Source organism: Salinisphaera sp. T5B8 (assembly GCF_040361255.1).
GTDB lineage: Bacteria > Pseudomonadota > Gammaproteobacteria > Nevskiales > Salinisphaeraceae > Salinisphaera.
In genome coordinates, this window is record NZ_APNG01000003.1 from 197,953 (window position 1) to 223,664 (window position 25,712).

The following is a 25,712-nucleotide window of genomic DNA, read 5'->3' on the forward strand; positions in this document are numbered from 1 at the left end:
CGGATTACGCGGCCCGCGTTTCTCACCGCCATTAAAAACGAATGCCGGTACCGGGCCCTAATAACGCGCAACCGCCGGGCGCGGTGTGCTTGCCGCGTCGACCATCACGCTGGGTGATACGCGGTTCTTGCCGCCATGTTTGGCGTCGTAGAGCGCCGCATCGGCCTGCGCGACGAGTGTATCGAGTGGATGCTCGGCGATGACGCCGGCAGCGGCGCCGATGCTGACGCTCACATGACTGCCGGTCGGCGCATGCGGTATCCCGAACGTCTCGATGGCCCGGCGCAGTCGTTCGGCCATGACCGTCGTTTCGGCAAGCGTTGCATCGAATAGCAGGATGAGAAACTCTTCGCCGCCGTAGCGGATCGCCAGATCCCGGTCGCTGCGTAACTGGGCCGATATTTCCCCGGCGACACATCGCAGACAGGCATCGCCGGCCGGATGCCCGTAGTAGTCGTTATAGGCCTTGAAATCATCCACATCGAGCATGAGTACGCCAAGACTCGTACGCGCATGGCGTCGGTCCGCGTAGAGCAGCGCGCTCTGTCGATCGAATTCGTGGCGATTGGCCAGCCCGGTGAGCGCATCGTGGGTCGCTGCATGCGCGCTGATTTCGTTTTCCAGCCGGTCATGGATACGGCGCAGGAAGGCGTAGCGGGTATCGCGCTCCATTCGATAGTTGGCCACGAGGCTCACATAGCCCACGCCGCTCATGAGCGCCATGCCGATAAAAAACGCGGGAAAGGCGATCTGTGCCGCCAGCAGCACGCTGCAGTAACCGGCGATCAGAATGAGCGTGCTGGCCAGCGCGAATCGAAACGGCGGCCTTTGGTTGACGTTGGCGTAGGTCAGGATGCCGGAAACGGCGTACTGATAGTGCTCGGCCGTCCCGACCTCGCGATTGAGATAGAAGATGAACAGCAACTGGGCCGCCATGGCCAGCGGCATGCTGGCGGACAGGCATTCGCGCAGCCACAGCCCGGGGCGCTGTCGCACCACCAGCCCCGCGACGAGCAACCACGGCGTGACCACCAGCAGGTGACACAACAGCGCGATGTCGAAGGTGGCCGGCAGCAGCAGGTAGTCGACGATCAGGTAGAGGTTGTAGATGAGCAGCGACGGCACGATGGTGCTGGCCATGACCCGGGCGCGATATTCGCGTCGATAGGTCTCGTAGGCCCGTTCGACGGGCGCCGGAAAGCGCAAGCGACGCTGGCGATCGTTCATGCAGCGCTCGATCGTCAGGCGATCGAGCGCATGTTCGCGGTCTGTCGCTTGTGTTTCGGCCAAGGCGGACACAGCCCATGGTGCATACGATGTTGTCTTGTACCACGACAGCACGGTGCAATCATTTGGGCATTCGGCTTAGCTGGCGACAATGCCCTGGGCACGAGCCATGGCATAGGCCGCTTTCGGGCCAGTCCAAAGCGAGGACAGCAACACCAGCGATACCGGGATCGCGGTAATCACGATCAACTGCTGCAGCGCGCCGATCTGGCCGCTGCCCATGGTCAGCAACACGCCGGCCATGATCGCCATGAGAATGCCGCATAGCGCACGCATCAGCGGCGCGGGTTCGTCGTGGCCGGCCGCGACCACGGCGATCGCATAGCTCATGGAATCGCCGGTGGTGGCCACGAAGATCGAGGTCAGTACCATGATTGCCAGCGCCATGGCGGCCCCGCCCGGCAGCGCCTGGGCCACGGTGAGCGTAGCCACATCGAACTTGAAGTCGGCCAGGGCATCGGTGAGATCGAACACGCCGGCCATCTGATAGTGAATGCCCGAGCCGCCCAGCAGGGTGAACCAGATCGTGGTGGCGATCGGCGCCAGCACGGCCACCGAAATGATCATCTGGCGGATCGTGCGGCCACGCGAAATACGGGCCACGAAGATCGCCATCAACGGCCCGTAGCCGATGAACCAGGCAAAGAAGAAGATCGTCCACCACTTCATCCACCACGCCGGCGCGGTCTGGGCGTTCATCGTGGCCATGGTCATGAACGAACTGATGTAGTCGCCCAGGGCCTGGCTATAGGCATTCACCAGAAACAGTGTCGGGCCGAATACGAAGATCACCGCGGCGATGCCCAGAGCCAGAAACACGTTGAAGCGGCTCATCAGCTGAATGCCGCGGTTGATACCGGTCACCGCCGAGGTGACATAGACCACGCCCAGCACCGCCAGAATCGACAGTTGGCTGGTCAAACCTTCGGTCAGGCCGAAGATTTCGTGCAGCCCGTAACTGACCTGGGTGGCCAGAAAACCGATCGGCCCGACCGTGCCGGCAACCACCGCGATAATGCACACGGCGTCGATCACGCTGCCGATCGGCCCGTGGATCAGGCGCCGGCCCAGCACCGGCAACAACAGGCTGCGCGGGCGTAGCGCCTCACCGTTGTCGTAATGGGCATGGGCGAGCACGATCGCAGTCAGCGATCCCAGCACGGCCCAGGCGAGAAACCCCCAGTGCATGAACGATTGCGCCAGCGCATCGGAAACCGCGGCTGCACTGCCGGCCTGGCTATCGAACGCCGGCGGCGTGGTCAGAAAATGATAGACCGGCTCGCCCGCGGCAAAGAACACGCCGCCGCCGGCCAGCAGCGTACACATGATGATCGACAGCCACTTGAACGTGCTCAGTTCCGGCGTATCCACGCCGCCGATACGCGCTCGCGCTGCCGGCGTACAGGCCAGCCCGATACCGATGAAGAACGTGGCCAGCAACAACCACTCAAAATAGCTGCCCAGGGTCGCTGCCGTCCAGGCGAATCCGCCGGCGATCGCGCCGGCGACCCCGTCGAGATCGTAAAGCGACGCACCCAGGAACAGGACCACGAAACCCACGCTCAAGGCCAGGGTGATGGGATCGCCCCAGCGCGAGCGGGGGCCGGTAGCAGATTGATTCATTAACAAGCCGGTTCGTCTACAACGAAGACGCCACCCGCGCATGATCGCGCACCGGAACCTGCCAGTTCGGCCGCTTTAACGTGTGGTTCGGTCCCCGTTGCCGCATTGTTGCGGTGCAAAATAAAGCGCGCCAGCATACAGCAGTGATGCAAATCGTGAAGGTTAGGGAAGCTCTGCATAACCTCTCGCGGCTCGCATTTGAGGCCGACCCCTTCCGGCGCCGCCGGCTTTGCGCCCGCCTGGTCAGCGTCAAGTCAGACGCACTGTGCAACCAGCACGCTACGCCTACCTCTGTTTGTCAGCCACGCGCAAAGCACGCCGGCGCGACCATGACAGGTTGTGCAGAGCTTCCCTAGTCGTGGCGCTTGGGTGGCGTGCGTAGCGCCTTGGTTCGTGCGCGGCGGGATTTGTCGTTCAGGCGTTTGCGCTTGGCCGCGCGTGACGGTTTCGTGGCCTTGCGCCGACGGGGTGCCGTGCCGGCACTGCGTACGATCGCCTCCAGGCGCGCGAGCGCATCCGCGCGGTTTTTCTCCTGACTGCGAAATCGTTGCGCCTTGATCACGAGCACGCCGTCGCGGCTGATACGTCGATCGCGGCGTTCGAGCAGCCGCGTCTTGTAGCTGTCCGGTAACGACGAGGCCTGGATATCGAAGCGCAGATGAACCGCCGTGGCCAGTTTGTTGACGTTCTGCCCGCCGGCGCCGGAAGCGCGCACGGCATGCCATTCGAGTTCCGATTCGTCGATAGATACCCGATTGGAAATCGATAGCGCCATGATTTCAGGTTAATCGATTTCCTGGCGCACCTGGCCGTAGGCGAGCAGCGAAAACAACACCGTGCCGCCGAGCACATTGCCGATGAAAGCGGGCACCAGGCAGTTCCAGAGCGCATCGCCCAGTGCGACCTCGCCGGCGAGCACGAGCAGGAAGGCCTCCATGGAACCCACCACGACGTGGGCGAAACCGCCGATGGCGATCATGTAGGTCGTGATTACGATCACCCAGATCTCCGAGCCGCGGGCGTTGGGCAGCATCCACACCATGGCAGCCACGAAAAAGCCGGCCGGGATGCCGTGCAGCAGCGTTTCCAGCCAGCCTTTTTCCAGCAATGGTCGGGACACCTCGTGGAAAGCGGCCAGCTGGTCGGCCGTGGCGAAGCCGATGATGTCAGTAAAGGTCGCGGCCACCAGGGTGCCCAGCAGATTGGCAATCAGTACCACGCTCCATAGCCGCGCGATGCACATCAGCGCCTGGCGGTTGGTCCGCGCCATGAGCGGCAATACCGCGGTGATGGTGTTTTCGGTAAACAGCTGCATACGCCCGAGCACGACCAGCACAAACCCCACGCAATAGCCGAATGCTTGTAACGGCTCGCGCCAGGGGCTGTCGGGCAGATGGGTGTGTAGCAGGCCTTCCGCAATCACCGAGGTCGAGATGGCGATACCGGCGGCCACACCGGACCACCACAGCGAGCCCATCGGGCGCGCCATTTCCTCTTCGCCATCGCGGCGAATGGTCTGATAGATCGCACGCGCGGAGACACGCGCGTTCGGGATGGGGCGGGGCGGGCTATCGGGCATTGAATTGTGCGCAACTGGATTTTGCAGCGCGCAAGCCTACCCGAATTTCTCCTCCCGTCCAGCGCCATGCAGGGATGCCCGGGGTACGGCTTGTCTCACGCCGGGCCCGACCCATGTTCGAAGATGAAGCATTCGATAAGGAACAGCGTTATGGCATTTGTTGAAGTCGATCGCGAAAACGACGCACCGGTCGAGTTGTATTACGAGGATGTCGGCAGCGGCAAGCCGGTCGTGCTCATCCATGGCTGGCCATTGTCCGGGCGTTCCTGGGAAAACCAGGTACCGGCACTGGTGCAGGCCGGCTACCGTGTGATCACCTACGATCGCCGCGGCTTCGGCAAATCCTCGCAGCCGTTTACCGGCTACGACTACGACACGCTGGCCCGCGATCTGAACACGCTGGTCGAGCATCTGGACCTGACCGACATGACCCTGGTCGGCTTTTCCATGGGCGGCGGCGAAGTCGCGCGCTATATCGGCACCTACGGCACTGATCGCGTGGCCAAGGCCGTGCTCGCCGCCGCCGTGCCGCCGTATCTCTATAAGGCCGACGACAACCCCGACGGCGGTCTCGACGATGCCACCATCGCCGATTTCGAAAATGGCGTGAAGGCCGATCGGCCTGCCTTCTTCGAAGACTTTTCCGGCAATTTCTTTTCCACCGAACAGGGCGGGCTTTTGGTCAGCGAGGCCAATCGCCAGTACCACCGCGATATCGCCTGGTTTGCTTCGCCCAAGGGCACGTTGGATTGCATCGCTGCGTTCGGGCGGACCGACTTCCGCGACGATCTCGCCAAGTTCGATGTGCCGACGCTGGTCATTCATGGCGATTCGGATGGCATCGTGCCGTTCGAAGTCAGCGGCAAGCGCTCGGTGGATGCGATTGACGACGCCTCGCTCACGCTCATCGAAGGCGGCCCGCATGGCATCAACGCCACACATGCGGACGAGTTCAACAAGGCCCTCCTCGATTTCCTTGGCTAGGGCCTGTTAAGGCAAAGGCCGGGGCCGTGTGCGGCCCCGGCTTACCCACCATGTCCCACTACAGCGAAGATACACGCTCGATACTTGCCGATCTGATCGAAAGCCGTCGTAGTCTGCGTGAGTACAGTCGTACCCCGGTCAGCCGCGCCGCGCTCGAATGGATCGTGGCCTGTGCCCAGGGGCCATCCGGTGCCGGCCAGCGCAACGCGCCCTCGGCGCATGCGCTCTATCCATTGCGCCTGTTTGCCATCATCAACCGCCTGGACGATTCGAGCTGCCCGCCAGGTCTGTATGCGTTCGACGGGGCGCATCGGCGCCTGGGGCCGCGACTCGGCACGACCTCGCCGCAGGCGTTGCGCGCCACCTCGCTGGCCGACGATCACTGGCTCGAACACGCGGCAGTCGTGCTCGTGGTGGCTGCCGATTACCCGGCCGCCCGGGCCCATTTCGCCGACCAGCAGCCCGATGGCCTGCGCGGCGATCGGTATGCGCATATCGAGACCGGCGCGGTATTGCAGAATCTACATCTAGCCACACAGGCACAAGGTCTGGGCGGGGTGATCGTTGCCGGCTTCGACGATCGCCGACTGGTGGACACGCTGGCGCTGCCGGATGGCCTGCGCAGCGTCGCCCTGTTCTGTATCGGCGCGCCGTCCTAGTCGACCTGCTCGAGCGCAACCGGCGTTCGAAAGTGCAGGGTGCGATAGGGGTAGGGGATCTCGATACCCGCGGCGTCGAGCGCGGCCTTGATCGCGACCACCACCTCGTTGCGCGATTTGCGCGTGCCCAGCGGTGTCGAATCGCACCACCAGCTCACGTCGATATCCATGCTGCTGCTGCCAAAGCCGGTGGCAAAGACCTGCACCGGATAGTCGGGCACACGGCTTTCGCAGGCGCGGACCGCGGTTTCGATGACCTCGAGTGCGCTGGCCAGATCCTCGTCGTAGGCCACGCCCGTGGTGATATGAATACGCCGTACCCGTTGGTTGGTGAGTACCAGAACCGAGTTCTTGAACAGGCTGGCATTGGGTACGACCAGCAGCTCGCCGGTGACCTGGCGAATATTGGTGACCCGGATATTGATCTGCTCGACCCGGCCCATGACCTCGCCGCTTTCGATGAAATCCCCGCTTTCGAAGGGGTATTTCCAGAGCATGAGCATGCCGGCAAAGAAATTCTCGAAGGTGTCCTTGAAGGCGAAGCCGACGGCGACCGACAGGAGGCCCAACCCGCCGAGGGCCTTGGCGGGTGACAGGCCCGGAAACACCGCGATCGCCGCGAGCGTAAGCCCCAGCGCCCAGATGCCCAGCGACAGCAGACGTTCGATGAGACGGCGTAACGACGGGCGCGTTTTCGAGCGGACCACGCGGGCGGCAATGAACCGGCTCAGCCAGGCCAGCAGCCAGCTCAGCACGAGAATCATCAGCCCGATGCCGATAAACGGCAGATGATCGACGAAATCACCCCAGCTTACGAGCACGGTGTCCTGCACCGACGCCATGACTTCGTCGATCGTATCGGGCGCCGCGGCGGCCTGTGCACTGGATGCCATGCTCGAATGCTCCCCGGTCGTTCGCGCGGCAGTTCGGCCCATTGTTCGCCCGCGGACACACGACTGCAAGCTATTGCCATGGCGTACGTGACCGATTGGCGGACTTGATCCGACGCCCAAACAGCACGGTGTGGCCGCTATGTTCAACATTATCTAGTAATAAGCGAAAGCACCTTTTCGACGTTGTTTTTCAATGTTCTAAAGGGCCTTTGCCACGGCGCGTACGCGCGTTACCAACCCGAGACGCCCGCTGTTTTTATGACGCGCTGATACCGCGCGCCCTCCCAAGGGTCGGCGAATAAAGTTTGGCGACATTTCGCCGATCTGTAGCGGGGCCGGGTTGGTGCGCATGCAAGCGTTGTGACCCACGCGCGTAGCGCCTCTGTATCCCGGCGTGTTTCTTTCATCTTATGCAGGCCAAGCCATGACCGATTCCGCTGCCGTCACCGCTGCCCAGTTCAAGGCGCTGCGCACCGCGATTGATCGCGCGCAAGCCGTGATCGAGTTCGATGCCCAAGGCTACGTCCTCGATGCGAACGACAATTTCTGTCGCACCATGGGGTACGAACGCCAAACGATCATCGGTGAACATCACCGCATGTTCTGCGCGACCGAAGAAGTCGAGCAGCCGGCCTATGCCGAGTTCTGGCAGCGCCTGGCCGAAGGGCATTTCGACAGCGGCGAATATCGGCGTATCGCACGCGACGGCAGTGAAGTGTGGCTGCAGGCCACCTACAACCCGATTTACAACGAGGCTGGCGAGGTCGTGCGCATCATCAAGCTCGCCAGCGATATCACGCGCGAAAAAGGCATTAGCGCCGAACACGCCAGCAAGCTCGATGCCCTGGATCGCTCGCGCGCGGTCGTCGAGTTTGATCTCGATGGCCATGTCCTCAAAGCGAACGCCAACTTCCTGAACCTGATGGGCTATAGCGAAGATGAACTGGTCGGTGAGCATCATCGCCGTCTTTGCGATCTGGAATACGCGCAAAGCCAGGAGTATCGAAACTTCTGGGCGCGTCTGGCGCGCGGTGAATTCATCTCCGGTGAGTTTCAGCGCTATACCCGGGATGGCCGCGAAGTGTGGGTGCAGGCGGTCTACAATCCGGTGCTCGACGCGCGCGGACGCCCGACCAAGATCGTCAAGTTCGCCAGCGACATTACCGAGCAGCGACGCAGCCAGGCCGAGGCCGACGGCAAATTCACGGCCATGGATCGTGCGCAGGCCATCATCGAGTTCAATCTCGATGGCACCATCATCACGGCCAACAAGAATTTTCGCGATACGGTGGGCTATCGGCTCGACGAACTGGTCGGCCAGCACCACCGCATGTTCTGTGAGCCCGAATACGCGGCCAGCGAAGACTACAAGCGGCTGTGGCAGAAACTGGCGGCCGGCGAATATATCGCCGATCAGTTCAAGCGCCTGGCGCGCGACGGCCGCGAGATCTGGCTGCAGGCCAGCTACAACCCCATCTTCGATCTGCACGGTCGGCCCTATAAGGTGGTGAAGTTCGCCACCGACATCACCGCCGACAAGCACCGCAATACGGAATTCGAAGGCAAGGTCAACGCGATCGCGCGTTCGCAGGCCGTGATCGAGTTCGATCTCAAGGGTTATATCCTGGCAGCGAACGATAACTTCCTGAATACCCTGGGCTATCAGCGCGACGAGCTGGTCGGTCAGCATCATCGCCTGCTTTGCGAACCCAGCTATGTCGCCAGTGCCGCCTATCGCGATTTCTGGCTGGCGCTGGCGCGCGGTGAATTCTTTGGCGGACGTTTCATGCGCATCGGCCGGTTCGGCCAGCGGATCTGGATCCAGGCGACCTACAATCCGATCTTCGATGCCGATGGCCAGCCGTACAAGGTGGTCAAGTTCGCCACCGATATCAGCGAACAGGTCGAGCGCGAAGAACATATCCAGCGCCAGTGCGACGCCATGCGCGATGCAGTCGAACAGCTCAATGCCTCGATCGCCTCGATCGCCGAAAATACGCGGCTGACGCAGGAAATGGCGCGTACGACCCAGCGCGAAGCCAGCCAGGGCGTCAAGGCGCTGGACAATTCCACCGAGGCCATGGGCGCGATCCAGAAATCCGCCGAAGACATCGAGGAAATCGTCAAGGTCATTGGCGAGATCGCCTCGCAAACCAATCTGCTGGCCTTCAACGCCGCGATCGAGGCCGCGCGTGCCGGTGAACACGGGCTTGGCTTTTCCGTCGTGGCCGACGAGGTGCGCAAGCTGGCCGAAAAATCGGCCGACGCCACCCGTCAGATCAATCGTCTCATCGGCCAATCGCTCAAGCGGATCGACAGCGGCAACGAGGTCATCCGGGTGGCCCACGATGCCTTCGGGCGGATCGCCGAGGGCGTCGAGCAGACCACATCGTCGGTCGAAGAAATCGCGACCACCACACAAGAGCAACTGGGTACGGCCACGCGTGTCGATAGCCTCATTCGCGCGCTGACCGATTCGGCCCACGAAAACGTGCATCGCGAATCGCGCGAGCAGCACGCGCCGCCGGTCCGGCTCAAGGCCGTCAACGCCGGCTGATGAGTACGCACAGTTTCGGTATTCTCGGCGTCGGCGACGGCGAGGTCGCCTTCGAACTGGACTCGCTACGCGAGGTGGTTGCGCTCCAACAGCCGTTGGCCCGGCTGCCGCGAACGCCGGCATGGGTCAGCGGCAGCTTTACCCTGCGCGGCGCCCAGATCCCGACGGTCGACCTGGCGGCGCTGATGGGCAACGGCCAGCCATCGTCGGCCGACGAACAGCGGTATGTCGTCGCCGTGCTTGCCAGCGGCGGGCGGCGCTTCGGTGTACTCGTCGACCGGGTGGGCGATGTCATCAGTATCGATGGCGAACAACTCAATACCCTGGATCGCGCCGACAGCGACGAACGTTTGCTGGCGGCCCATGTATTCTGCCGTACACAAAGCGATAAGCCGATTTACGTACTCGATATGGAGGCCTTGCTGGCGATCGAGGGCATGGTCCATGTCAGCGACGAAGCAGGGCGCAAGGCACGCGCAGCGCGTACCGGCAACTACGCGCGCGAAACCGCTCGCAAGCGCGCCGTGATTGCCTGTGCCGGGCCCCTGACGTTTGCCGTGGATGCCGATGTCGTACGCGAAATCGCGGCCTGCCAGGATCTGAGCAAGCCCGCGGTCGCGATTGCCGGTTATCTGGGCAATCATCGCCTGCGCGACGATCTGGTGCCGGTCTTCGATGCGCGCTCGCTGCTCGGCGAGGCCCCGACGACCCAGCCGCCGGCCCAGTTGCTGGTGATCGATACCGGCCAGGGCAAGCTGGCGTTGGCGGTCGAGCATGTTCAGAGCATGGCTACGTATCAGTCGCAGGATTGCCTGCCGCTGAGCGGGTCGGCCGATCAATTGCGCGACAGCGTGGTAGCCGGGTTGTTGTCGCGGCCGGGCCAGGCCGATGCGCTGATGCTTTCGCACAGCGCGCTTTTCGCACGCGAGGAGCTCGCCAACATCGCGCGCGTACACGCAGAACTCAATCAGGACATGCTGCAACAACGTCAGTCAAGCGGACTCGCCTGGCGGCGTTTTGCCTTTCTGCATTTTCAGGTCGCGGGCGAGTTCGTGGTGTGGCTCGATCAACTCGAGGCCGTACTGCCCATGCCCGAGCACTATGCACCGCTTGGCCACGCCCGTGTGTTCGAAGGCGTATTCCGGCATCTGGGGGCGCTGGTCAACCTGGTGGATCTGCGTCGCCTGCTGGGTCGTGAACAGGCCGCCGGCGGGGATTGCCGTGTGCTGGTGGTGCCGGTGCCGGCCGGGCGTATCGGCTTTATTGTGGACGCCGCCGACGATATCGAATATATCGAAGCGCCGGCCGATAGCCTGCATGTGTATCGGCGCGGTAGCGACGCGGCCAGGCCGACGCTGGCCCAACGGCATCATTGTCTGACGTCGGTAGGGGTGGGCGAACGTAAACAGTATCTGTCGCTGCTGTGCCTACAGGCCCTGGCTGCCGAGTTGCTGGGCGACGAAACCGCGCTGCCTGCAAGCCTCTGTGCGCCGCCGGCGCTGGCCAGCGCCTAGTCTGTATCCGGTAAGGCGGCATTCGCCGCCGCCGCAGGAAAACTTCGATTCGGGTGAATCCAGATCGCACTCGGCTGTATATAGTTACAGCTATGGAGCTGATCAAGAAACTCGAGATTCTCGCCGATGCGGCCAAATACGATGCGTCCTGCTCGTCGAGTGGCACGCGCAGGCGCCACTCGCTCGGCGGCAAGGGCATCGGCTCGAGCGAGGGTTCGGGCATTTGCCATGCCTATGCGCCGGATGGCCGCTGCATCTCGCTGCTCAAGATCCTGCTGACCAATTTCTGTATTTACGAATGCAGCTACTGCATCAATCGCAATTCATCGAACGTGGCACGGGCGCGTTTTACCGTCGATGAAGTGGTGCGCCTGACCCTGGATTTCTACAAGCGCAACTATATCGAAGGCCTGTTTCTGAGTTCCGGGGTGATTCAGAGCCCGGACTATACGATGGGCCAGCTCGTGGAAGTCGCCAGGCGTCTGCGTGTCGATCACGATTTTCGCGGCTATATCCATCTCAAGACGATTCCGGATGCCGACGGCCAATTGCTGGCTGATGCCGGCACCTATGCCGACCGGCTGTCGATTAACGTGGAACTACCCACGCGGATCGCGCTCGCCGATCTCGCGCCTGAAAAGGATCATCGCACCATCAAGCTGTCGATGGCGCGTATTCGTGCGCGCCAGGACGAATACGCCGAACGTCGACGCGAGGCGCGCCGCACATCCAGTCTGTCGCCGCGGCGTATCGCCACGCCGCGCTTCGCCCCGGCGGGCCAGTCCACCCAGATGATCGTCGGCGCCGAGCCGTCGACCGATGCCCAGATTCTGTCGACCACGGCGAATCTGTATTCGGCCTACCGCCTCAAGCGGGTGTATTTCTCGGCCTTTTCGCCGATCGCCGACGCCTCGGCCAAGCTGCCGGCCCGGCGTACACCGCTCATACGCGAGCATCGGTTGTACCAATCCGACTGGCTGATGCGTTTCTACGGCTACGGCCATGACGAAATCACCGCCGGCGTCGACGACAGCGCGAGCCACGGCATGCTCGATCTCGATGTGGACCCGAAGCTGGGCTGGGCATTGCGCAACCGCGATTATTTCCCGGTGGATCTCAACCGCGACGCGCGCGAACGGCTGCTGCGCGTGCCCGGGCTGGGGGTGAAATCGGTCGACCGGTTACTGGCCATTCGGCGCTGGCAGAAAATCCGGCTCGAAGATCTGGTTGCGCTCAGAGCTGGCGTCAAGAAAGCCATGCCATTCGTGATCTGTGCCAATCACCGACCGGCGCTGGCCGAAGCACCAAGCGCCGCGCTTAGAGCCCGATTTGTGCCCGCACGCGCTGCCCAGCAGGCCTTCGATTTCTAGGCGCTTTGCCCATGAGCTTTCAAGCGTCGTTATTCGATTCGCAGAGCACGGCCGGCGATCAGGTCGTTGCGCGTTTTGCGCCGAATTTCGCCGGTTGGCAGAACGCCGCACGTCGATTGCTGGCCGCCGGTATCGCGCCGGCGCGTGTCTGGTGGCAGCCCACGCCCGATCATGAACAGGCAGACGCCGATGCGCCTGCCTCCGGCGCGCGGGTGCCCAAAGCATTCGTTGCCCAGGCACGTACGGTCAGCTGTCATCGCGACGACGATCGCTGGGCGCTGCTGTATCGCTTGCTCTGGCGGCTGACCCACGGCGAACGGCATGTGCTGCAACTCTCCGGCGATGCCGATACGGCGCGCTTTAACCGCTATGCCAAGGCCGTGCGGCGGGATGTGCACAAGATGAAAGCGTTTGTGCGGTTTCGCGAGGTGACGGATACCGACGACGGCGTGCCACGTTATCTGGCCTGGTTCGAACCCGAGCATTTCATCGTCGAGTACGTCAGCGGCTTTTTCCAACGCCGTTTTGCCAACATGCGCTGGTCGATTCTCACGCCGGTCGGCTGTGTGCATTGGGAAGGTCATGGCCAGCTCTGGTTCTCGCCGGCCACCGACAAATCGGCCGCGCCCGAAGGCGATGCTCTCGAGCAGGCCTGGCAGATCTATTACCGCAGTATCTTCAACCCGGCACGGGTCAAGGTTCGGGCGATGCAATCCGAAATGCCGCAGAAGTACTGGAAGAACATGCCCGAGGCGCATCTCATCCCCGCCTTGCTGCGCGACGCCGACCGGCGCGTGCAGGCGATGGAGGCCAACCGCAAGCATAGTGACGAACTGCGCTGCGGGCCCCGCCCGGCCAGCCCCGAGGCCGACAACGCTGCGGCCGTCGCGGCGAGCGCGCCGGCATCGCTCGAACGCCTGGCGTTGCAGGCCACCACCTGTCGTAACTGCCCGCTCTGGCAACCAGCGACCCAGACCGTGTTCGGCCAGGGCCCGGCCGATGCCCGCGTCATGCTTGTTGGCGAACAACCCGGCGATCGCGAAGACCTGGCCGGTCTGCCGTTCGTCGGGCCAGCCGGGCAGCTGCTCGATCGCGCGCTCGCGGCCGCGGGGGTGGCGCGCGAGCGTTTGTATCTGACCAACACGGTCAAGCACTTCAAGTTTAGCCCACGCGGCAAGACCCGCCTGCATGCCACGCCCAGCGAAACCGAGGTCATGGCCTGTCGGCCCTGGTTGGATGCCGAGATCGGTTTGGTGGCACCGGAGCTGGTGATCGGCCTGGGCGCGACCGCCGGGCGCGCATTGCTGGGCACCGACGTGCGTATAAACCGTGATCGTGGCCGCATCATCACGCACGACGATCGGCGTTATCTGCTGACCGTCCACCCGTCGTATCTGCTTCGGCGCGGGACGGCGGCCGCGAACGCCAGCGAATACCAGCGTTTCGTCCAGGATCTGGCGCAGGCGGTGGACTGGGTTTGAATCAATAGTTCGCCAATGAACGCGAAGGTCGCAAATAAAGGACCTCGATTCGGCGTCGCGATACGCAGCGAACGCAGTTGCAGTCGGAGGTCGGATTAGCCGAAGGCGTAATCCGACAGGAACGTAGCCCCCGAGTTCGATGCCGGTTGGTCGCTGTAACGACTGACCGCTACGGGTCACGTGCTTTCTTCGGCCCCGGTTGTGAAGCGAATGAGAAGTCAGCGCCGATACGGCCAGCGCGTAAGTGTAGGTGGATTAACGCAGCGTAATCTCACATCGCACACAGCCTGCGTACCGATTCGGCCCATGTGGTTCGTCTCGGCGTCGGCCGCTCAATGCAGCCGGATGAAACGGTGCGTGCGCAGCGTCCACGCTTGGCCGTGCCCGGCCCCGGTGTCGAAAACCACGGCGCCGACTCGCGCACGACACGCCGGGCGTGCATGATCGGCACTGACATTCCGCCTCCAATGGTCGAATCGCATGGCAGACAAAGGCGAAAGTGCACGCAGCAATCTGTTGGGTCAGTTCGCGAGCCTGAGCGGCAGCCTGTCGAAAAAGGCGCTGGGCGCGCTGACAAGGCGCGTCGGCGGGCTGACCCTGGATATCGGACGTACGATCATCCTCGACCGCGCCCAGCGTCGTCTGTTGTCCGACGAGCAGCGCGCCTGGATGAAGCGCGCCGGCGAGGCGATCCAGGATGCACGCCAGACGGCCGGGCTTTCGCGCGATGAACTGGCCAGCGCGCTCGATCTGGAAGACAAGACCGTATTGCAGGCCATGGAACAGGGTTCGGCCACCGTATCCTTCGATCTGATTCTGCGACTGACCTCACTTTTGGCGCGCAACGATCCGATCCCGTTCCTGATTCAACTCGTTCGTGGCTTCAACCCGCGGTTGTGGGCGCTCGCCGAGGATTGGGGCGTGGGCCGGCTGCCCGGCATGGTCGAGCGCGATCGGCAATGGATGAACATCTACCGCGGCAACGAAGCCGCCCGCCAGCTGCCGCAGGCGGATTTCGAGCGGGTCATGGCGTTTTGTGAAAGTGCGCTCACCATGGCCGTACAGTTCCAGCAAAGTTCGGCCGCGGGAAATACCTCTGGCGCGGACGATCAGACCGACCGGGCTTGAAAGCCAGGCGAACAGCGGCATCGTCGGCGGATTACCCAAGGCAATACGCACGATGCAAACACTCAAGATCGACCTGGTTTCCGATGTGGTCTGCCCCTGGTGCGCCATCGGCGACGCGCGCCTGCAACAAGCGATTACCCAACTGGATGACGAAATCGATGTGCAACTCGAGTGGCATCCGTTTCTGCTCAACCCCGATGTGCCGGACGACGGGCGGGATATTCTCGAACATCTGAGCGCGAAATACGGGCGCAGCGAAGACGAGATGAAAGCCGCGCAGCACGAGATCATGGCCGCCGCGAACGAACTCGGGCTGAACTTCGACCGGGCCCTGGCACGGCGCTCCTGGAATACCTTCGATACGCATCGCGTGCTGGCCTATGCGAAAGAACAGGGCTGCGACGGGGCGTTCAATCGCGCGTTGTTCGCGGCGTATTTCGGCCGTGCCGAAAACCCGACCGATGCCAACGTGCTTGCGACGATCGGCGCATCGCTGGGCCTGGATGGGGAGCGCATCCGCGAGATCGTGGCCGGTGAGGCCTATGCCGAACAGGTCGAGCGCGAAGTCGCCCACTGGCAGTCGCTGGGGGTATCGTCGGTGCCGTCGTTCATTGTCGACAACCAATATCTGCTCGCCGGCGCCCAGCCGCCCGCGACATTGGCCGATGCCCTGCGCCAGATCGCGGCCGAGCGCAGCGAAAGCGCCTGAATCAGATCTCGGGCGCGGCCGGCGGGCGCGAGGCCTCGGGTACTTCGTTTTCGTCGACGCGGGCGCGCACGTTCGGCAGGTAGTCCGGGTATTCGCGCTGTACGAAATCCAGCAATGCTTCGCGCATGCGACAACGCAAATGCCAGAGCGTGATCGAGTCGGTGGAACTCATCAGAAAACGAATCTGCATGGCGTGCTCGCCGGCATCCACGACCTGGGTGGTGCCGATGAGTTCGTCCCAGGCACCGTCGGCCTTGAGCAGCCGCTCGAACTCGGCGCGTAGCGGCGGTACCGGCATCCGGTAATCCAGCCACATGAATACGGTCCCCATCAGGCTCGTCGGGCGACGGGTCCAGTTCTCGAACGGGTTTTCGATGAACCACTGCAGGGGCACGACCAGCCGGCGCAGATCCCAGGTGCGCAGCACCACATAGGTGGTGGTGACTTCCTCCACCCAGCACCATTCGTCCTTGAACTTGAGCACGTCCTCGATACGAAAGGGTTGAGACAGCGCGATCTGCAGGCCGGCCAGCAGATTCGACAGCACCGGCCGGGCCGCAAAACCGATGATCAGGCCACCGATACCGGCCGAGGCCAGCAGGCTGGTGCCCAGCTGGCGAATCGACGGGAAGGTCATGAGCGCGGTGGAAATACCGATGATCGCCACCAGTACGGTCAGCCCGCGGGTGAGAAAACGCGCCTGGGTTTCGACCCGGCGGGCCGCGTGGTGGCGACCTTCGACGGCCGGATTGAGGCTGACGATGACATCGCCGATCGCGGTAATCGCTTTCAGCGCTGCCCAGGTCAGGGCCAGGATCAGACACAGGCTGTTGAGATGGCGAATGGCCGCAATCCACGGCACGCTGTCATCGCTGGCATGCCAGACCGCCTGGAGGGCGACAAAGAACACCACCACGCCGCCGGCGTTGTCGCATTGCTGCAGGAATTCACGGGCGATCGCGCGCCGCTGGATCAGACGATAACCGAGCTTGATTAACAGGATGTAGGCGAAGGTCACCGCGGCGGCGGTGAGCGCGCCGGTGGCCAGGGTTACGGCCCAGCGGCCGATCGGACTATCGAGTGTTTCGAGCATTGCAGACGTTTCCAGAACACCAGGCGCGCCATTGGCCGCCTCAACTGCACAGGCATGCAGTTTTCCTGCCACGCCGCCACCGCGCTGCGTTCTCTACTTCGCGCTGGCGGGTTCGATCGAGACGCTGCCCCGTAATTTCGGTTATTTTGACGCGCAGGGATAGAGGCCGATGTGCCGCGACGGGCGAATCCATGTCGCGCCAGCGAGCAGGTTGAAGGAAAACAAAGGAGTGGGGCTTGGCGTTAGCAGGTTTTTGGCGTAGGCGGATTAGCGTGCGCATTCTGGTGTGGTGCCTGGCCCTGGGGATCAACGGCTGTGCCTGGCAGGCCGCCCAGTTCTGGGTGGCTGGCGAACAGGTGGCGCTGCGCGAAACCGATGCCGACGAGCGCCCGCCCGCGAACGCGGCGCCGAAACTGCTCGTGGTCGCGATCGACGGTATCGACCGGCATCTGCTCTACGACATGCTGCGTGCCGGCGAACTGCCGGAAATGGCACGTCTGCTCGGCGATGACGGCAACCAGCAATTCGCCCATGCCTGGTTCCAGGATTCAATCGTCAGTGTATTGCCCTCGTCCACGGCGGTGTCGTGGGCGACCACGGTGACCGGCGCCACGCCGGCCGAACATGGCGTCGCCGGCAACGAATACTTCATTCGTGCGACCGGCGAATATGCGGCGCCGGTGCCGGTGACCATCCATGACGCCACACCGGTATTCGAAATCTATACCGACGGCTATGCCAACGACTTGCTGGAAGTGCCCACGATCTACCAGCGCCTGCGCGAAACCGATCCCGGCGTACGCATCTGGGTGGGCATGCACCAGTTCTATGCCGGGGCCGACCGGCTCATTCTCACCGATCGTACCGCGATGCTGGATGCCTTCCAGAGTCTGTTTGCCGAGCATGTGGCCGGCCAGCTCACCGGCGAGCAGTCGTTGTCGCTGTTCGAGGAACTCGATGCCGAAGTCATCGAGAACATGGACGATCTCATCGAGGACGAACTCGCCGCGGATGTGATCACGATCTATCTGCCCGGCCTGGATCACTACGCGCATATCCACGACGCCGATCCGGATGTTTCGCGTCGCGACTATCTCAAGAAGGGCCTGGAACCGATGATGGCCGATCTGCGCGAATCGCTTGCCGAGGCCGGCGAGCTCGACGATCGCTATATCGTGATCACCTCCGATCACGGCCATACCGGCGTATTGCACGACGATGCCCATTCGTTGTCGACCGACGGCGAAGGCGAGCCGCCCAATCTGCTCGAAGCCGCCGGCTTTACCCTGCGGCCCTACGAACTGGCCATCGATGACGACGTATTCTTCGATGCGGTGATTGCCTATCAGGGCGCGCTGGCCTATGTCTACGTGGCCGATCGCACCACCTGTGCAACGCGCGACGCCCCCTGCGACTGGACCCGCCCGGCGCGCGCCGAAGATATCGAAACCGCGGCCGAAGCGTTCTATCGAAACAACGAAGACGGCCTGCTCGTGCCGGAATTGCGGGGCACGCTGGATATGATTCTGGTGCGTACCGCGGCTTCGGACAGCGATGCCGAACAGGTCTTCGAAGTGTATACCGGTCACGGCAGGACCCAGCCGATCGCGGCCTATCTGGCGGCTCATCCGCATCCGAGCTATGTCGATATGCCGCAGCGCTTGCACGACCTCACCGTGGGCCGCCACGGCGATCGTGCGGGCGATCTGATTCTGGTGGCCCACAACGGCGACCGCGACGACCCGGCCCAGCGTTATTATTTCGCCCCGCTTTATCACTCCTGGCATGGCAGTCCGTCGGCGCGCGATTCCGATCTGCCACTGATCGTGGCCCGGCACGGTGACAATCGCGCCGCGATTGGGCGTATCGTGCGTTCGGCGCTGGCCGGCGGCCACGATCAGCGCCGGATTGCCGATGTACTCATGCGCCTGCGCCAGGGCGCGCCCGAACGTGCTAAATCTTCCGCGAGTCAGTGACCATGACCGAGCCGAATACACAAACCATCGAAGCCACGATTCTCAGCCAGGTCGATGCCGGCGAGCCCGGGGCCACGATCTGCCCGTCGGATGTGGCGCGCAATCTGTGGGCAGCCACGGAATGGCGCGATCACATGGGCGCGGTGCGCGCGGCCGCCGCGCGTCTGGCCGAGGCCGGTGAGATCGTGGCCACCCAGCAGGGCACGGTTGTGGATGTGCGCAGCGCACGCGGGCCCATTCGCCTGGGACGCCCGGTCGATACCGTATCCAGCAACGGCTGATCCGGTTCGCGTGCCCGGTGGCGGATCACGCCGTATCGGGCTCGCTCGGTCGCTCCGGCGAGCCTTCGCCGGCCCCATCCTGCGGTGGCGGGGCGCTGCGATGCCACACATCCAGCTGCGGAAAGGCGATCGTGACGTCGTGTTCGCGAAAGGCGGCGTCGATAGCGAAATTCAGATCCGAAACCACGAAAAAGCGCCGGGTCACATCGCGAATGAAACAGCGCAGCTCGAAATCCAGCGCCGAATCGCCAAAACCGCGAAACAGGGCAGCCGGGGCGGGTACGCCTGCGCGGCCGTCGCTGATGACATCCTTGTTCTCGCTTGCGACCTGTAACAACAGCTTTTCCACCAGTCGCACATCGCTGCCGTAGGCCACGCCCACCGGCGCGCTGATGCGCCCGTAGCGATCGCGCAGGTTCCAGTTCTTCAGGTGCAGGGTCAGCAGTTCGGAATTGGGTACCACCACGGTGGTGCGCTGTAGTGTTTCGATCTCGGTGGCCCGGATACGAATACGGCGTACGAAGCCTTCGGTTTCACCCACGGTGATGTAATTACCGCGGCGTACGGGTTGTTCGAACAGCAGAATCAGCCCGGAGACGAAGTTGTTCACGATCGTCTGCAGGCCGAAACCGATACCCACCGACAGCGCACCGGCGATGAATGCCAGTTTGGTCAGATCCAGGCCCACATAGCTGAGCACCACGAGGGCCGCGATCACGAACAGCACATAGCCGGTGATCGTGGCCACGGCCTCACGCGTATGCGTCTCCATGGGCGTGCGTGCCAGCCACTGGTTTTCCATGCGCCCGGTAATCCAGCGAATGACGGTGGCCAGTACCACCAGCAGCAGCGCGCCCATGATCAGCTGTGCCGGCACGATCTGGATCTGGCCGAGATTGAACCCGGTCCAGGCTAGATGGCGGAGCATGTCGAAGCTCGTTCGCGACAGGCCCCAGATACGCAGCAACACCAGCGGCACGGCCAGCCAGATCGCCAGATGCAGCAAGGCCGCGATCAGATCGGCCTCGCGAAAACGCTCGCCGTCCTCGACATTGAGTACGCGTCGCAAACGTTGCTGCCAGGCGCGATGGCCTTCATTCAGACCGTTGGCCAGCCGGTCGGTCGCACGGCTGGCAAGCCAGGCGAGCAGGATCGTGGCCAGGGTCAGGGCGGCCTGGGGAATCGGCAGTCCGTTCCAGTGATCGGCACGCCACCAGCCGTAGAGTGCGGCACCGGCCGTGGCCAGGGTGGCCACACACAACAGCGCGGTAATACCCGCGCCCAGACGATTACGCATTCAGTTTACGGCCCCCGGTTGCACGATGGGTGATCGGTGTTTGCCTGCGTGATGCACGCGTACGACGAAACCTGTTCTGCCCGAATATGAACATACCCGTATGCCGGGTGGGGCCACAACACGCGTATGCGCATGCCCGTGTACCGCCGCCAACAGCCGTGAGCCGGCAAAAGGCCCTGGCGAGGCGTTTCGACGGCGCTGATTCGTTGCGGGCGGCGCAAGCGTCACCCGTGTGCGCAGCGCGGGTCAAAAATGGTGCATATGCAATGTTGCGGTGCAACAGGGTAATAATAATTGTTTTGCTGCGACGCAAGTCATCGACTCCAAGTGGCGACATGCCAAGTCGCAATGGTGTGTTTGCGGCAAGTGGCACGAATTTCGCGATAGCCCGGGGCGAGCCGGCGTCTGCAGGCGGCGCTGCCGCTGGGGCAGGGTCGCAGGCGCCTCATTTTTACCTGGGCCCATGACGCCCGTATTGCCTCGTTTGAAGGGAGATCGAGATGGAAAAGAAGGCCATGACCCGCGCGATTCTGGATGCCAAGAAAGCCAAGGGGTTGCGCTGGGACGATATCGCCGGCGAGATCGGCATGGCGCCGGTATGGACGGCGACCGCCTGTCTGGGTGAGGCCTCGGCGACCGAGGAGATTGCACAGAAGATTACCGCGGTGCTCGACCTGGGCGACGACGTCGCCGAAGCGCTGCAGGAGTGCCCGCTCAAGGGCCAGTGGATGGACAAGACCATCCCGAGCGATCCGCTGCTCTATCGCTTCTACGAAATTCTGTCGGTGTTCGGCCCCGGCGTGAAGCAGTGCATTCACGAGGAATTCGGTGACGGCATCATGTCGGCCATCGATTTCATGATCGATGTCGAACGCGAGGAACACCCCAAGGGCGACCGCGTGAAGATCGTGATGAACGGCAAGTTCCTGCCCTATGTGCGCTGGTAGCACGCCGCAAGATAGCGGCTGCGATCACATGGTTCCGATTTCATTGGGGGATTATTCATGTCGTATCTAGAACCCGCCGAGTTCGTCCAGAAGATGGTCGATTCCGGCGAATCCAAAATCTATATGGGCCGGCGCGACACCATCGTGCGTGCCTATATGGCCGGCGCCATCCTGGCGCTGGCGGTGGTCTTTGCGGTCACCATCACCGTGAACACCGGTAACCCGCTACTCGGCGCGGTGCTGTTTCCGGTGGGCTTTTGCATGCTCTATCTGATGAAGTTCGACCTGCTCACTGGCGTGTTCATGCTCACGCCGCTGGCCTGGCTGGACAAGCGCCCGGGGGTCACGATCGGTCGGGTGCTCGAGAACTGGGGGCTGGTGTTCATCGGCAATCTCGCCGGTGCGTTGACGGTGGCGGTGATCATGTCGATCAACTTCACCTACGGATTCGATACGCCGGTCAACGAGGTCGGCCAGACCATCGCCCATGTCGGCGAGGGCCGTACGCTCGGCTACAAGGAACATGGCTTCGGTGGCTGGCTGACGCTGTTCATCCGTGGTTGCCTGTGCAACTGGATGGTGTCGATGGGCGTGGTCGGCGCGATGGTATCGACCTCGGCCACCGGCAAGATCGCGGCCATGTGGATGCCGATCATGGTGTTCTTCTATCTCGGCTTCGAGCACTCGGTGGTGAACATGTTCCTGTTTCCGCTGGGTCTGATTCTGGGCGGCGGTTTCACCCTCGGGGACTACATCTTCTGGAACGAAATCCCCACCGTGCTGGGCAATATCGTGGGCGGTATTTCGCTCACCGGTCTGACGCTCTACTCCACCCATGTGCGGACCCAGCCGCGCCGGGAGATCGTTTGATCGGTCGAGCGCTTGTACGCTCGGTAGCGACACGCGCCGGTTTCGGCGCGTGTCGTTTTACCTGCGCTTTGTCTGTCGCTAGCGGCTGGCCGCGCGAGCCGCGCGAGCCGCGCACATCGTCATGCCCTCTTTACTAACGGTCACGACCGGCCAGGCGAGTTCGGCCGGACGCAAGAAGCAGAACCAGGATTTTCACGGCCTGTACGTGCCTCAGGGCACGCCGCTGCATACCAAGGGGATCGCGGTGGCCATCGCGGATGGCATCAGTAGCAGCGATGTCAGCCAGATCGCCAGTGAAACCGCGGTTTCGAGTTTTCTGGAAGATTATTACTGCACCTCGCAGGCCTGGTCGGTCCGCCGCTCCGGCGAACGGGTGATTGCCGCGCTCAATTCCTGGCTTTATGCCCAGACGCGCCAGAGCCAGTATCGCGACGATGCCGATCGTGGCTATGTGTGTACCTTCAGCGCGCTGGTGCTCAAGGCGGCCAGCGCCTATCTGTTTCATGTCGGCGATACCTGTATCTATCGCATCCGCGACGGCGCGTTGGAGCGGTTGACGGAAAGTCATCGGCTGCGTATTTCCCGTTACGAGAGCTATCTCTCGCGGGCGCTGGGTGTCAACGATCGGGTCGAGATCGACTACCAGCGCCTGGCCATCGCGTCGGGCGATGTGTTCGTGCTGGCCACGGACGGCGTCTATGAATACACCGACGACCCGACCCTGATCGATACGGTCGCCGTGCACGGCGACGACCTGGAAGCCGCGGCGGCCCATCTGGTCGATATGTCCTACGAGCACGGCAGCCACGACAATCTCACCGTACAGCTGGTGCGTATCGATCGCGTCGGCGAAGCCAGCGCCGACGATATCAGCGAAGGTGTGGCACAACGCGCCTTTGCACCCGCGCTGGAAGCGCGCATGCATTTCGAAGGCTATGAAATCGTGCGCGCCTTGCATGTCAGCGGGCGCAGCCATGTGTTTCTGGCCCGTGACGAAGTCGACGGCGCGCCGGTCGCACTCAAGATACCGGCCAGCGATCTGAAAGCCGATCCGGTGCTGCTAGAACGTTTTCTGCTCGAGGAATGGATCGCACGCCGTATCGATAGCCCGTATGTGCTCAAGGCCTCGGCGCCGCGTCAGAACCCGACGCATCTGTTCGTTGCGATGGAATATATCGAGGGCCAGAGCCTGTCGCAGTGGATGGTCGATCATTCCGGGCCGGATATGGCCAGCGTGCGGCCCATCGTCGAGCAGATCGGCAAGGGCGTGCTCGCCTTTCATCGCCAGGAGATGATTCACCAGGATCTGCGGCCCGACAATATCCTCATCGATACGCTGGGTACGGTGAAGATTATCGATTTCGGCGCGGTGGCGGTCGCCGGTATTCGGGAAAGCGCCGGGCGTCTGGGCAGCGACGACGTGCTCGGTACCAGCCAGTATGCCGCCCCCGAGTATTTCGTCGGCGCGGGTGGTTCCACGCGTTCGGATGTGTATTCGCTGGGCGTGATTGCCTATCAGATGCTCACCGGGCATCTGCCGTACGGGCCGGACGTATCGCGGGCCCGCAATGCCACCGATCTGAACCGGCTGCGTTATACCAGCGCGATCGTCTACAACGACGACGTGCCGGTCTGGGTCGACAACGCATTACGCAAGGCCCTGCATCCGAATCCCGACAAGCGCTACGCTGAGGTGGCCGAATTCGTCTACGACCTGCGCCATCCGCGCGGCGAACTCGTGGCCGATCATCGCCTGCCGCTGATCGAGCGTGACCCCAATCGCTTCTGGAAAGGGCTGTCGGCCGTGCTCGGTCTGATCGTGATCGGCCTTGTGAGCTATATCGCCCTCGGCTGAGGCGTTGAAACAGCGGATCAAGGCAGCTGTTTGGGTGCGCGACTAATAAGCGCCTGCCAAGGGCTCGCCATAGCCGCCCGCGGCCATCGCCGGCAGGTGCTCGATCACATCGTGCATGATTTCCAGATGGCGATGGCATTCCTCGCGGCTGGCGGTGCCGCCCAGGCATATGCGCACGGCCTCCGGCGCCGGCGCGCGCATGGCAAAGGCATCGGATACGACCGCGGCGATGCCATGTTGCTGCAGTCGTGTGGCCAGTTCGATACGGTTCCACGGCGCCGGCACCGGTAGCCACAGATGAAAGGCCTCCGGCTGGCTCTGGTATTCGATTCCGCGCAGCACGCGTGTCGCCAATGCCTGCCGTGCCATCGATTCCTTGCGAATCGCGCGGGTCGCAGCGCGTACCGTGCCATCCTCGATCCAGCGCGTGGCCAGGCGAATCATCGCCGGGTTGGCCATCACCGATAGCGTCGCCATGGTGGACGACACGCGGGCGGTGTAGCGCGCATTCGGGGTCACCAGATAACCGATGCGCAGACCCGCCCCCAGCACCTTGGACAGGCCAGCCACATAGAACGTCAATTCGGGCGCATAGGTGGCGATCGGCGCAAGCCGCTGTTTGGGCAGGCAGCCGTAGGGGTCGTCCTCGATGATCGGCACGCCATAACGCAGCGCGATTTCGGCGATGGCCGCGCGGCGTTCGGCGGGCAGGGTGGTGGTGGTCGGGTTGTTGAGTGTGGGGTTGATATACAGCGCCTTGGGCGGGTCGGCCGCGCACAACGCAGCAAAGGCGTCCGGATCGAGTCCGTGGTGGTCGGCAGGCAAGGCGGCCGGGCGAATACCCAGATGGGCCGCAATGCCCTTGATGCCGGGATAACTGATCGCTTCACAGGCCAGGCTATCGCCGGCGCGTAGCAGCGAGGCACACAGGCCCAGCAGCGCACTATGCGCGCCCGGGCACACCAGGATATTGGCGCAGTCGGCCCGGGGCAGGCGCTGGGCCATCCAGGCAGCGCCGGCTTCGCGGTCGCGTTGCGCACCGCCGAATTCCTGGTAGCGCAGCAAATCGTAGACATCGTGGCCCGAGCCGAGGCTGGCAAAGCCTTCGCGCAGCCGGGCGCGCAACGCAGGCGAGCGCGGTTCCGGCGGCATATTCATGCGCATGTCGATCGGCCCGACCGTGCTGGCATGGCGTACCGGGTCGCTTCTGATCTCGCCGCGTACATAGCTGCCGCTGCCGGGGCGCCCGGCAATGAGCCCGCGTTCGGCGGCTTCGGCATAGCCGCGTGCGGCGGTGCTGAAATTCACCCCCAGCATGCGCGAGAGCGCGCGCAGCGGCGGCAGTTTCTGCTCGGCGCGCAGACGGCCGGCCTGAATATCTTCAGCGATCGCATCGGCGATCGCATGATAGGTCGGCCGATCGCTGGCGGTGATCGCTGCACACCAGCGGCTCAGATGGTTGTTCATGACTGCCCTCGAATCGTGCGCGGCACGCGGAATTCACCAGTGTGGTGCGCGCTCTTCATCACGCTTTCCCGCCGTTACCGGTCACGCGAAAAATAATCGCCCGCCGCGCAGCTAAACGCTAGCACAGTTTTCGCGTAAATGA

At 63.1% G+C, this 25,712-nt stretch carries 21 protein-coding genes; 13 read left to right on the top strand and 8 right to left on the bottom strand.

Annotated features, from left to right (window positions below; genetic code table 11):
- Positions 1–57: 57 nt before the first annotated feature.
- From T5B8_RS04145 to T5B8_RS04160, 4 genes are all read right to left on the bottom strand, one after another.
- Positions 58–1,290, bottom strand: a complete 1,233-nt coding sequence (locus T5B8_RS04145) for a GGDEF domain-containing protein (protein ID WP_353176493.1) — start codon at positions 1,288–1,290, stop codon at positions 58–60.
- Positions 1,291–1,365: 75 nt separating this feature from the next.
- The gene (locus T5B8_RS04150; protein WP_353176495.1) at positions 1,366–2,910 is read right to left on the bottom strand and encodes a BCCT family transporter; all 1,545 of its coding nucleotides are present in this window, start codon (positions 2,908–2,910) and stop codon (positions 1,366–1,368) included.
- Between the two features lie 352 nt (positions 2,911–3,262).
- Positions 3,263–3,685: an alternative ribosome rescue aminoacyl-tRNA hydrolase ArfB gene (gene arfB / locus T5B8_RS04155; protein ID WP_353176497.1), complete on the bottom strand. Its 423-nt coding sequence runs from the start codon at positions 3,683–3,685 to the stop codon at positions 3,263–3,265.
- A 9-nt stretch (positions 3,686–3,694) separates the two neighbouring features.
- On the bottom strand, positions 3,695–4,489 hold the full coding sequence (locus T5B8_RS04160; RefSeq protein ID WP_353176499.1) for a formate/nitrite transporter family protein: 795 nt from the start codon (positions 4,487–4,489) through the stop codon (positions 3,695–3,697).
- Positions 4,490–4,639: 150 nt separating this feature from the next.
- Between T5B8_RS04160 and T5B8_RS04165 the strand changes: the two genes are divergently transcribed.
- Positions 4,640–5,473, top strand: a complete 834-nt coding sequence (locus T5B8_RS04165) for an alpha/beta fold hydrolase (RefSeq protein WP_353176501.1) — start codon at positions 4,640–4,642, stop codon at positions 5,471–5,473.
- Positions 5,474–5,523: 50 nt separating this feature from the next.
- Entirely contained in the window at positions 5,524–6,132 is a 609-nt protein-coding gene (locus T5B8_RS04170) for a nitroreductase family protein (protein WP_353176503.1), read from the top strand.
- Here the strand turns inward: T5B8_RS04170 and T5B8_RS04175 are convergent.
- Positions 6,129–7,025: a mechanosensitive ion channel family protein gene (locus T5B8_RS04175; protein ID WP_353176504.1), complete on the bottom strand. Its 897-nt coding sequence runs from the start codon at positions 7,023–7,025 to the stop codon at positions 6,129–6,131. The genes T5B8_RS04170 and T5B8_RS04175 overlap by 4 nt on opposite strands.
- Before the next feature lie 424 nt (positions 7,026–7,449).
- Here T5B8_RS04175 and T5B8_RS04180 point away from each other — a divergent pair, with 424 nt between their 5' ends.
- The 6 genes from T5B8_RS04180 (at position 7,450) to T5B8_RS04205 (ending at position 15,784) form a co-directional block, all read left to right on the top strand.
- Complete coding sequence (locus T5B8_RS04180; RefSeq protein ID WP_353176506.1) at positions 7,450–9,582, top strand: methyl-accepting chemotaxis protein; 2,133 nt, start codon at positions 7,450–7,452, stop codon at positions 9,580–9,582.
- Positions 9,582–11,096 carry a chemotaxis protein CheW gene (locus T5B8_RS04185; protein ID WP_353176508.1) on the top strand — a complete coding sequence of 505 codons (1,515 nt, stop codon included), beginning with the start codon at positions 9,582–9,584 and terminating at the stop codon, positions 11,094–11,096. Before T5B8_RS04180 ends, T5B8_RS04185 begins: the two co-directional genes overlap by 1 nt.
- A 92-nt stretch (positions 11,097–11,188) precedes the next feature.
- Positions 11,189–12,466 (top strand): putative DNA modification/repair radical SAM protein, encoded by a 1,278-nt coding sequence (locus T5B8_RS04190; protein ID WP_353176509.1) that lies wholly within the window; start codon positions 11,189–11,191, stop codon positions 12,464–12,466.
- A gap of 11 nt (positions 12,467–12,477) precedes the next feature.
- The gene (locus tag T5B8_RS04195) at positions 12,478–13,947 is read left to right on the top strand and encodes a UdgX family uracil-DNA binding protein (protein WP_353176511.1); all 1,470 of its coding nucleotides are present in this window, start codon (positions 12,478–12,480) and stop codon (positions 13,945–13,947) included.
- Positions 13,948–14,427: 480 nt separating this feature from the next.
- Complete coding sequence (locus tag T5B8_RS04200) at positions 14,428–15,075, top strand: helix-turn-helix domain-containing protein (protein ID WP_353176513.1); 648 nt, start codon at positions 14,428–14,430, stop codon at positions 15,073–15,075.
- A gap of 52 nt (positions 15,076–15,127) precedes the next feature.
- Positions 15,128–15,784: a DsbA family oxidoreductase gene (locus T5B8_RS04205; RefSeq protein WP_353176514.1), complete on the top strand. Its 657-nt coding sequence runs from the start codon at positions 15,128–15,130 to the stop codon at positions 15,782–15,784.
- Between the two features lies 1 nt (position 15,785).
- Here the strand turns inward: T5B8_RS04205 and T5B8_RS04210 are convergent, their stop codons facing one another.
- A complete protein-coding gene (locus T5B8_RS04210) occupies positions 15,786–16,877 on the bottom strand; it encodes a mechanosensitive ion channel family protein (RefSeq protein ID WP_353176516.1) in 1,092 nt (363 codons plus the stop codon).
- A gap of 272 nt (positions 16,878–17,149) precedes the next feature.
- Here T5B8_RS04210 and T5B8_RS04215 point away from each other — a divergent pair, with 272 nt between their 5' ends.
- Positions 17,150–18,853: an alkaline phosphatase family protein gene (locus tag T5B8_RS04215; RefSeq protein ID WP_353176519.1), complete on the top strand. Its 1,704-nt coding sequence runs from the start codon at positions 17,150–17,152 to the stop codon at positions 18,851–18,853.
- Positions 18,854–18,855: 2 nt separating this feature from the next.
- The gene (locus T5B8_RS04220; protein ID WP_353176521.1) at positions 18,856–19,134 is read left to right on the top strand and encodes a DUF3253 domain-containing protein; all 279 of its coding nucleotides are present in this window, start codon (positions 18,856–18,858) and stop codon (positions 19,132–19,134) included.
- A 25-nt stretch (positions 19,135–19,159) separates the two neighbouring features.
- Here T5B8_RS04220 and T5B8_RS04225 read toward each other — a convergent pair whose 3' ends face one another.
- Entirely contained in the window at positions 19,160–20,431 is a 1,272-nt protein-coding gene (locus tag T5B8_RS04225) for a mechanosensitive ion channel family protein (protein ID WP_353176523.1), read from the bottom strand.
- A gap of 500 nt (positions 20,432–20,931) precedes the next feature.
- On the opposite strand from T5B8_RS04225, the gene cynS reads away from it, so the two are divergent.
- The 3 genes from cynS to T5B8_RS04240 all read left to right on the top strand — a co-directional run bounded on the left by cynS (position 20,932) and on the right by T5B8_RS04240 (position 24,103).
- Positions 20,932–21,378: a cyanase gene (gene cynS / locus T5B8_RS04230; protein WP_353176525.1), complete on the top strand. Its 447-nt coding sequence runs from the start codon at positions 20,932–20,934 to the stop codon at positions 21,376–21,378.
- Positions 21,379–21,435: 57 nt separating this feature from the next.
- The gene (locus T5B8_RS04235; protein ID WP_353176527.1) at positions 21,436–22,248 is read left to right on the top strand and encodes a formate/nitrite transporter family protein; all 813 of its coding nucleotides are present in this window, start codon (positions 21,436–21,438) and stop codon (positions 22,246–22,248) included.
- 121 nt (positions 22,249–22,369) lie between these two features.
- On the top strand, positions 22,370–24,103 hold the full coding sequence (locus T5B8_RS04240) for a bifunctional protein-serine/threonine kinase/phosphatase (protein ID WP_353176529.1): 1,734 nt from the start codon (positions 22,370–22,372) through the stop codon (positions 24,101–24,103).
- A 42-nt stretch (positions 24,104–24,145) separates the two neighbouring features.
- Here the strand turns inward: T5B8_RS04240 and T5B8_RS04245 are convergent, their stop codons facing one another.
- The gene (locus T5B8_RS04245) at positions 24,146–25,570 is read right to left on the bottom strand and encodes an aminotransferase-like domain-containing protein (protein WP_353176530.1); all 1,425 of its coding nucleotides are present in this window, start codon (positions 25,568–25,570) and stop codon (positions 24,146–24,148) included.
- Positions 25,571–25,712: the final 142 nt, after the last annotated feature.

Excerpts from the sequence above, each read along its gene's own strand:
- T5B8_RS04150 (WP_353176495.1), bottom strand. The coding sequence starts at position 2,910 with ATGAATCAATCTGCTACCGGCCCCCGCTCGCGCTGGGGCGATCCCATC.
- arfB (WP_353176497.1), bottom strand. The coding sequence starts at position 3,685 with ATGGCGCTATCGATTTCCAATCGGGTATCTATCGACGAATCGGAACTC.
- T5B8_RS04160 (WP_353176499.1), bottom strand. The coding sequence starts at position 4,489 with ATGCCCGATAGCCCGCCCCGCCCCATCCCGAACGCGCGTGTCTCCGCG.
- T5B8_RS04165 (WP_353176501.1), top strand. The coding sequence starts at position 4,640 with ATGGCATTTGTTGAAGTCGATCGCGAAAACGACGCACCGGTCGAGTTG.
- T5B8_RS04170 (WP_353176503.1), top strand. The coding sequence starts at position 5,524 with ATGTCCCACTACAGCGAAGATACACGCTCGATACTTGCCGATCTGATC.
- T5B8_RS04175 (WP_353176504.1), bottom strand. The coding sequence starts at position 7,025 with ATGGCATCCAGTGCACAGGCCGCCGCGGCGCCCGATACGATCGACGAA.
- T5B8_RS04180 (WP_353176506.1), top strand. The coding sequence starts at position 7,450 with ATGACCGATTCCGCTGCCGTCACCGCTGCCCAGTTCAAGGCGCTGCGC.
- T5B8_RS04185 (WP_353176508.1), top strand. The coding sequence starts at position 9,582 with ATGAGTACGCACAGTTTCGGTATTCTCGGCGTCGGCGACGGCGAGGTC.
- T5B8_RS04190 (WP_353176509.1), top strand. The coding sequence starts at position 11,189 with ATGGAGCTGATCAAGAAACTCGAGATTCTCGCCGATGCGGCCAAATAC.
- T5B8_RS04195 (WP_353176511.1), top strand. The coding sequence starts at position 12,478 with ATGAGCTTTCAAGCGTCGTTATTCGATTCGCAGAGCACGGCCGGCGAT.
- T5B8_RS04200 (WP_353176513.1), top strand. The coding sequence starts at position 14,428 with ATGGCAGACAAAGGCGAAAGTGCACGCAGCAATCTGTTGGGTCAGTTC.
- T5B8_RS04205 (WP_353176514.1), top strand. The coding sequence starts at position 15,128 with ATGCAAACACTCAAGATCGACCTGGTTTCCGATGTGGTCTGCCCCTGG.
- T5B8_RS04210 (WP_353176516.1), bottom strand. The coding sequence starts at position 16,877 with ATGCTCGAAACACTCGATAGTCCGATCGGCCGCTGGGCCGTAACCCTG.
- T5B8_RS04220 (WP_353176521.1), top strand. The coding sequence starts at position 18,856 with ATGACCGAGCCGAATACACAAACCATCGAAGCCACGATTCTCAGCCAG.
- T5B8_RS04225 (WP_353176523.1), bottom strand. The coding sequence starts at position 20,431 with ATGCGTAATCGTCTGGGCGCGGGTATTACCGCGCTGTTGTGTGTGGCC.
- cynS (WP_353176525.1), top strand. The coding sequence starts at position 20,932 with ATGGAAAAGAAGGCCATGACCCGCGCGATTCTGGATGCCAAGAAAGCC.
- T5B8_RS04235 (WP_353176527.1), top strand. The coding sequence starts at position 21,436 with ATGTCGTATCTAGAACCCGCCGAGTTCGTCCAGAAGATGGTCGATTCC.
- T5B8_RS04240 (WP_353176529.1), top strand. The coding sequence starts at position 22,370 with ATGCCCTCTTTACTAACGGTCACGACCGGCCAGGCGAGTTCGGCCGGA.
- T5B8_RS04245 (WP_353176530.1), bottom strand. The coding sequence starts at position 25,570 with ATGAACAACCATCTGAGCCGCTGGTGTGCAGCGATCACCGCCAGCGAT.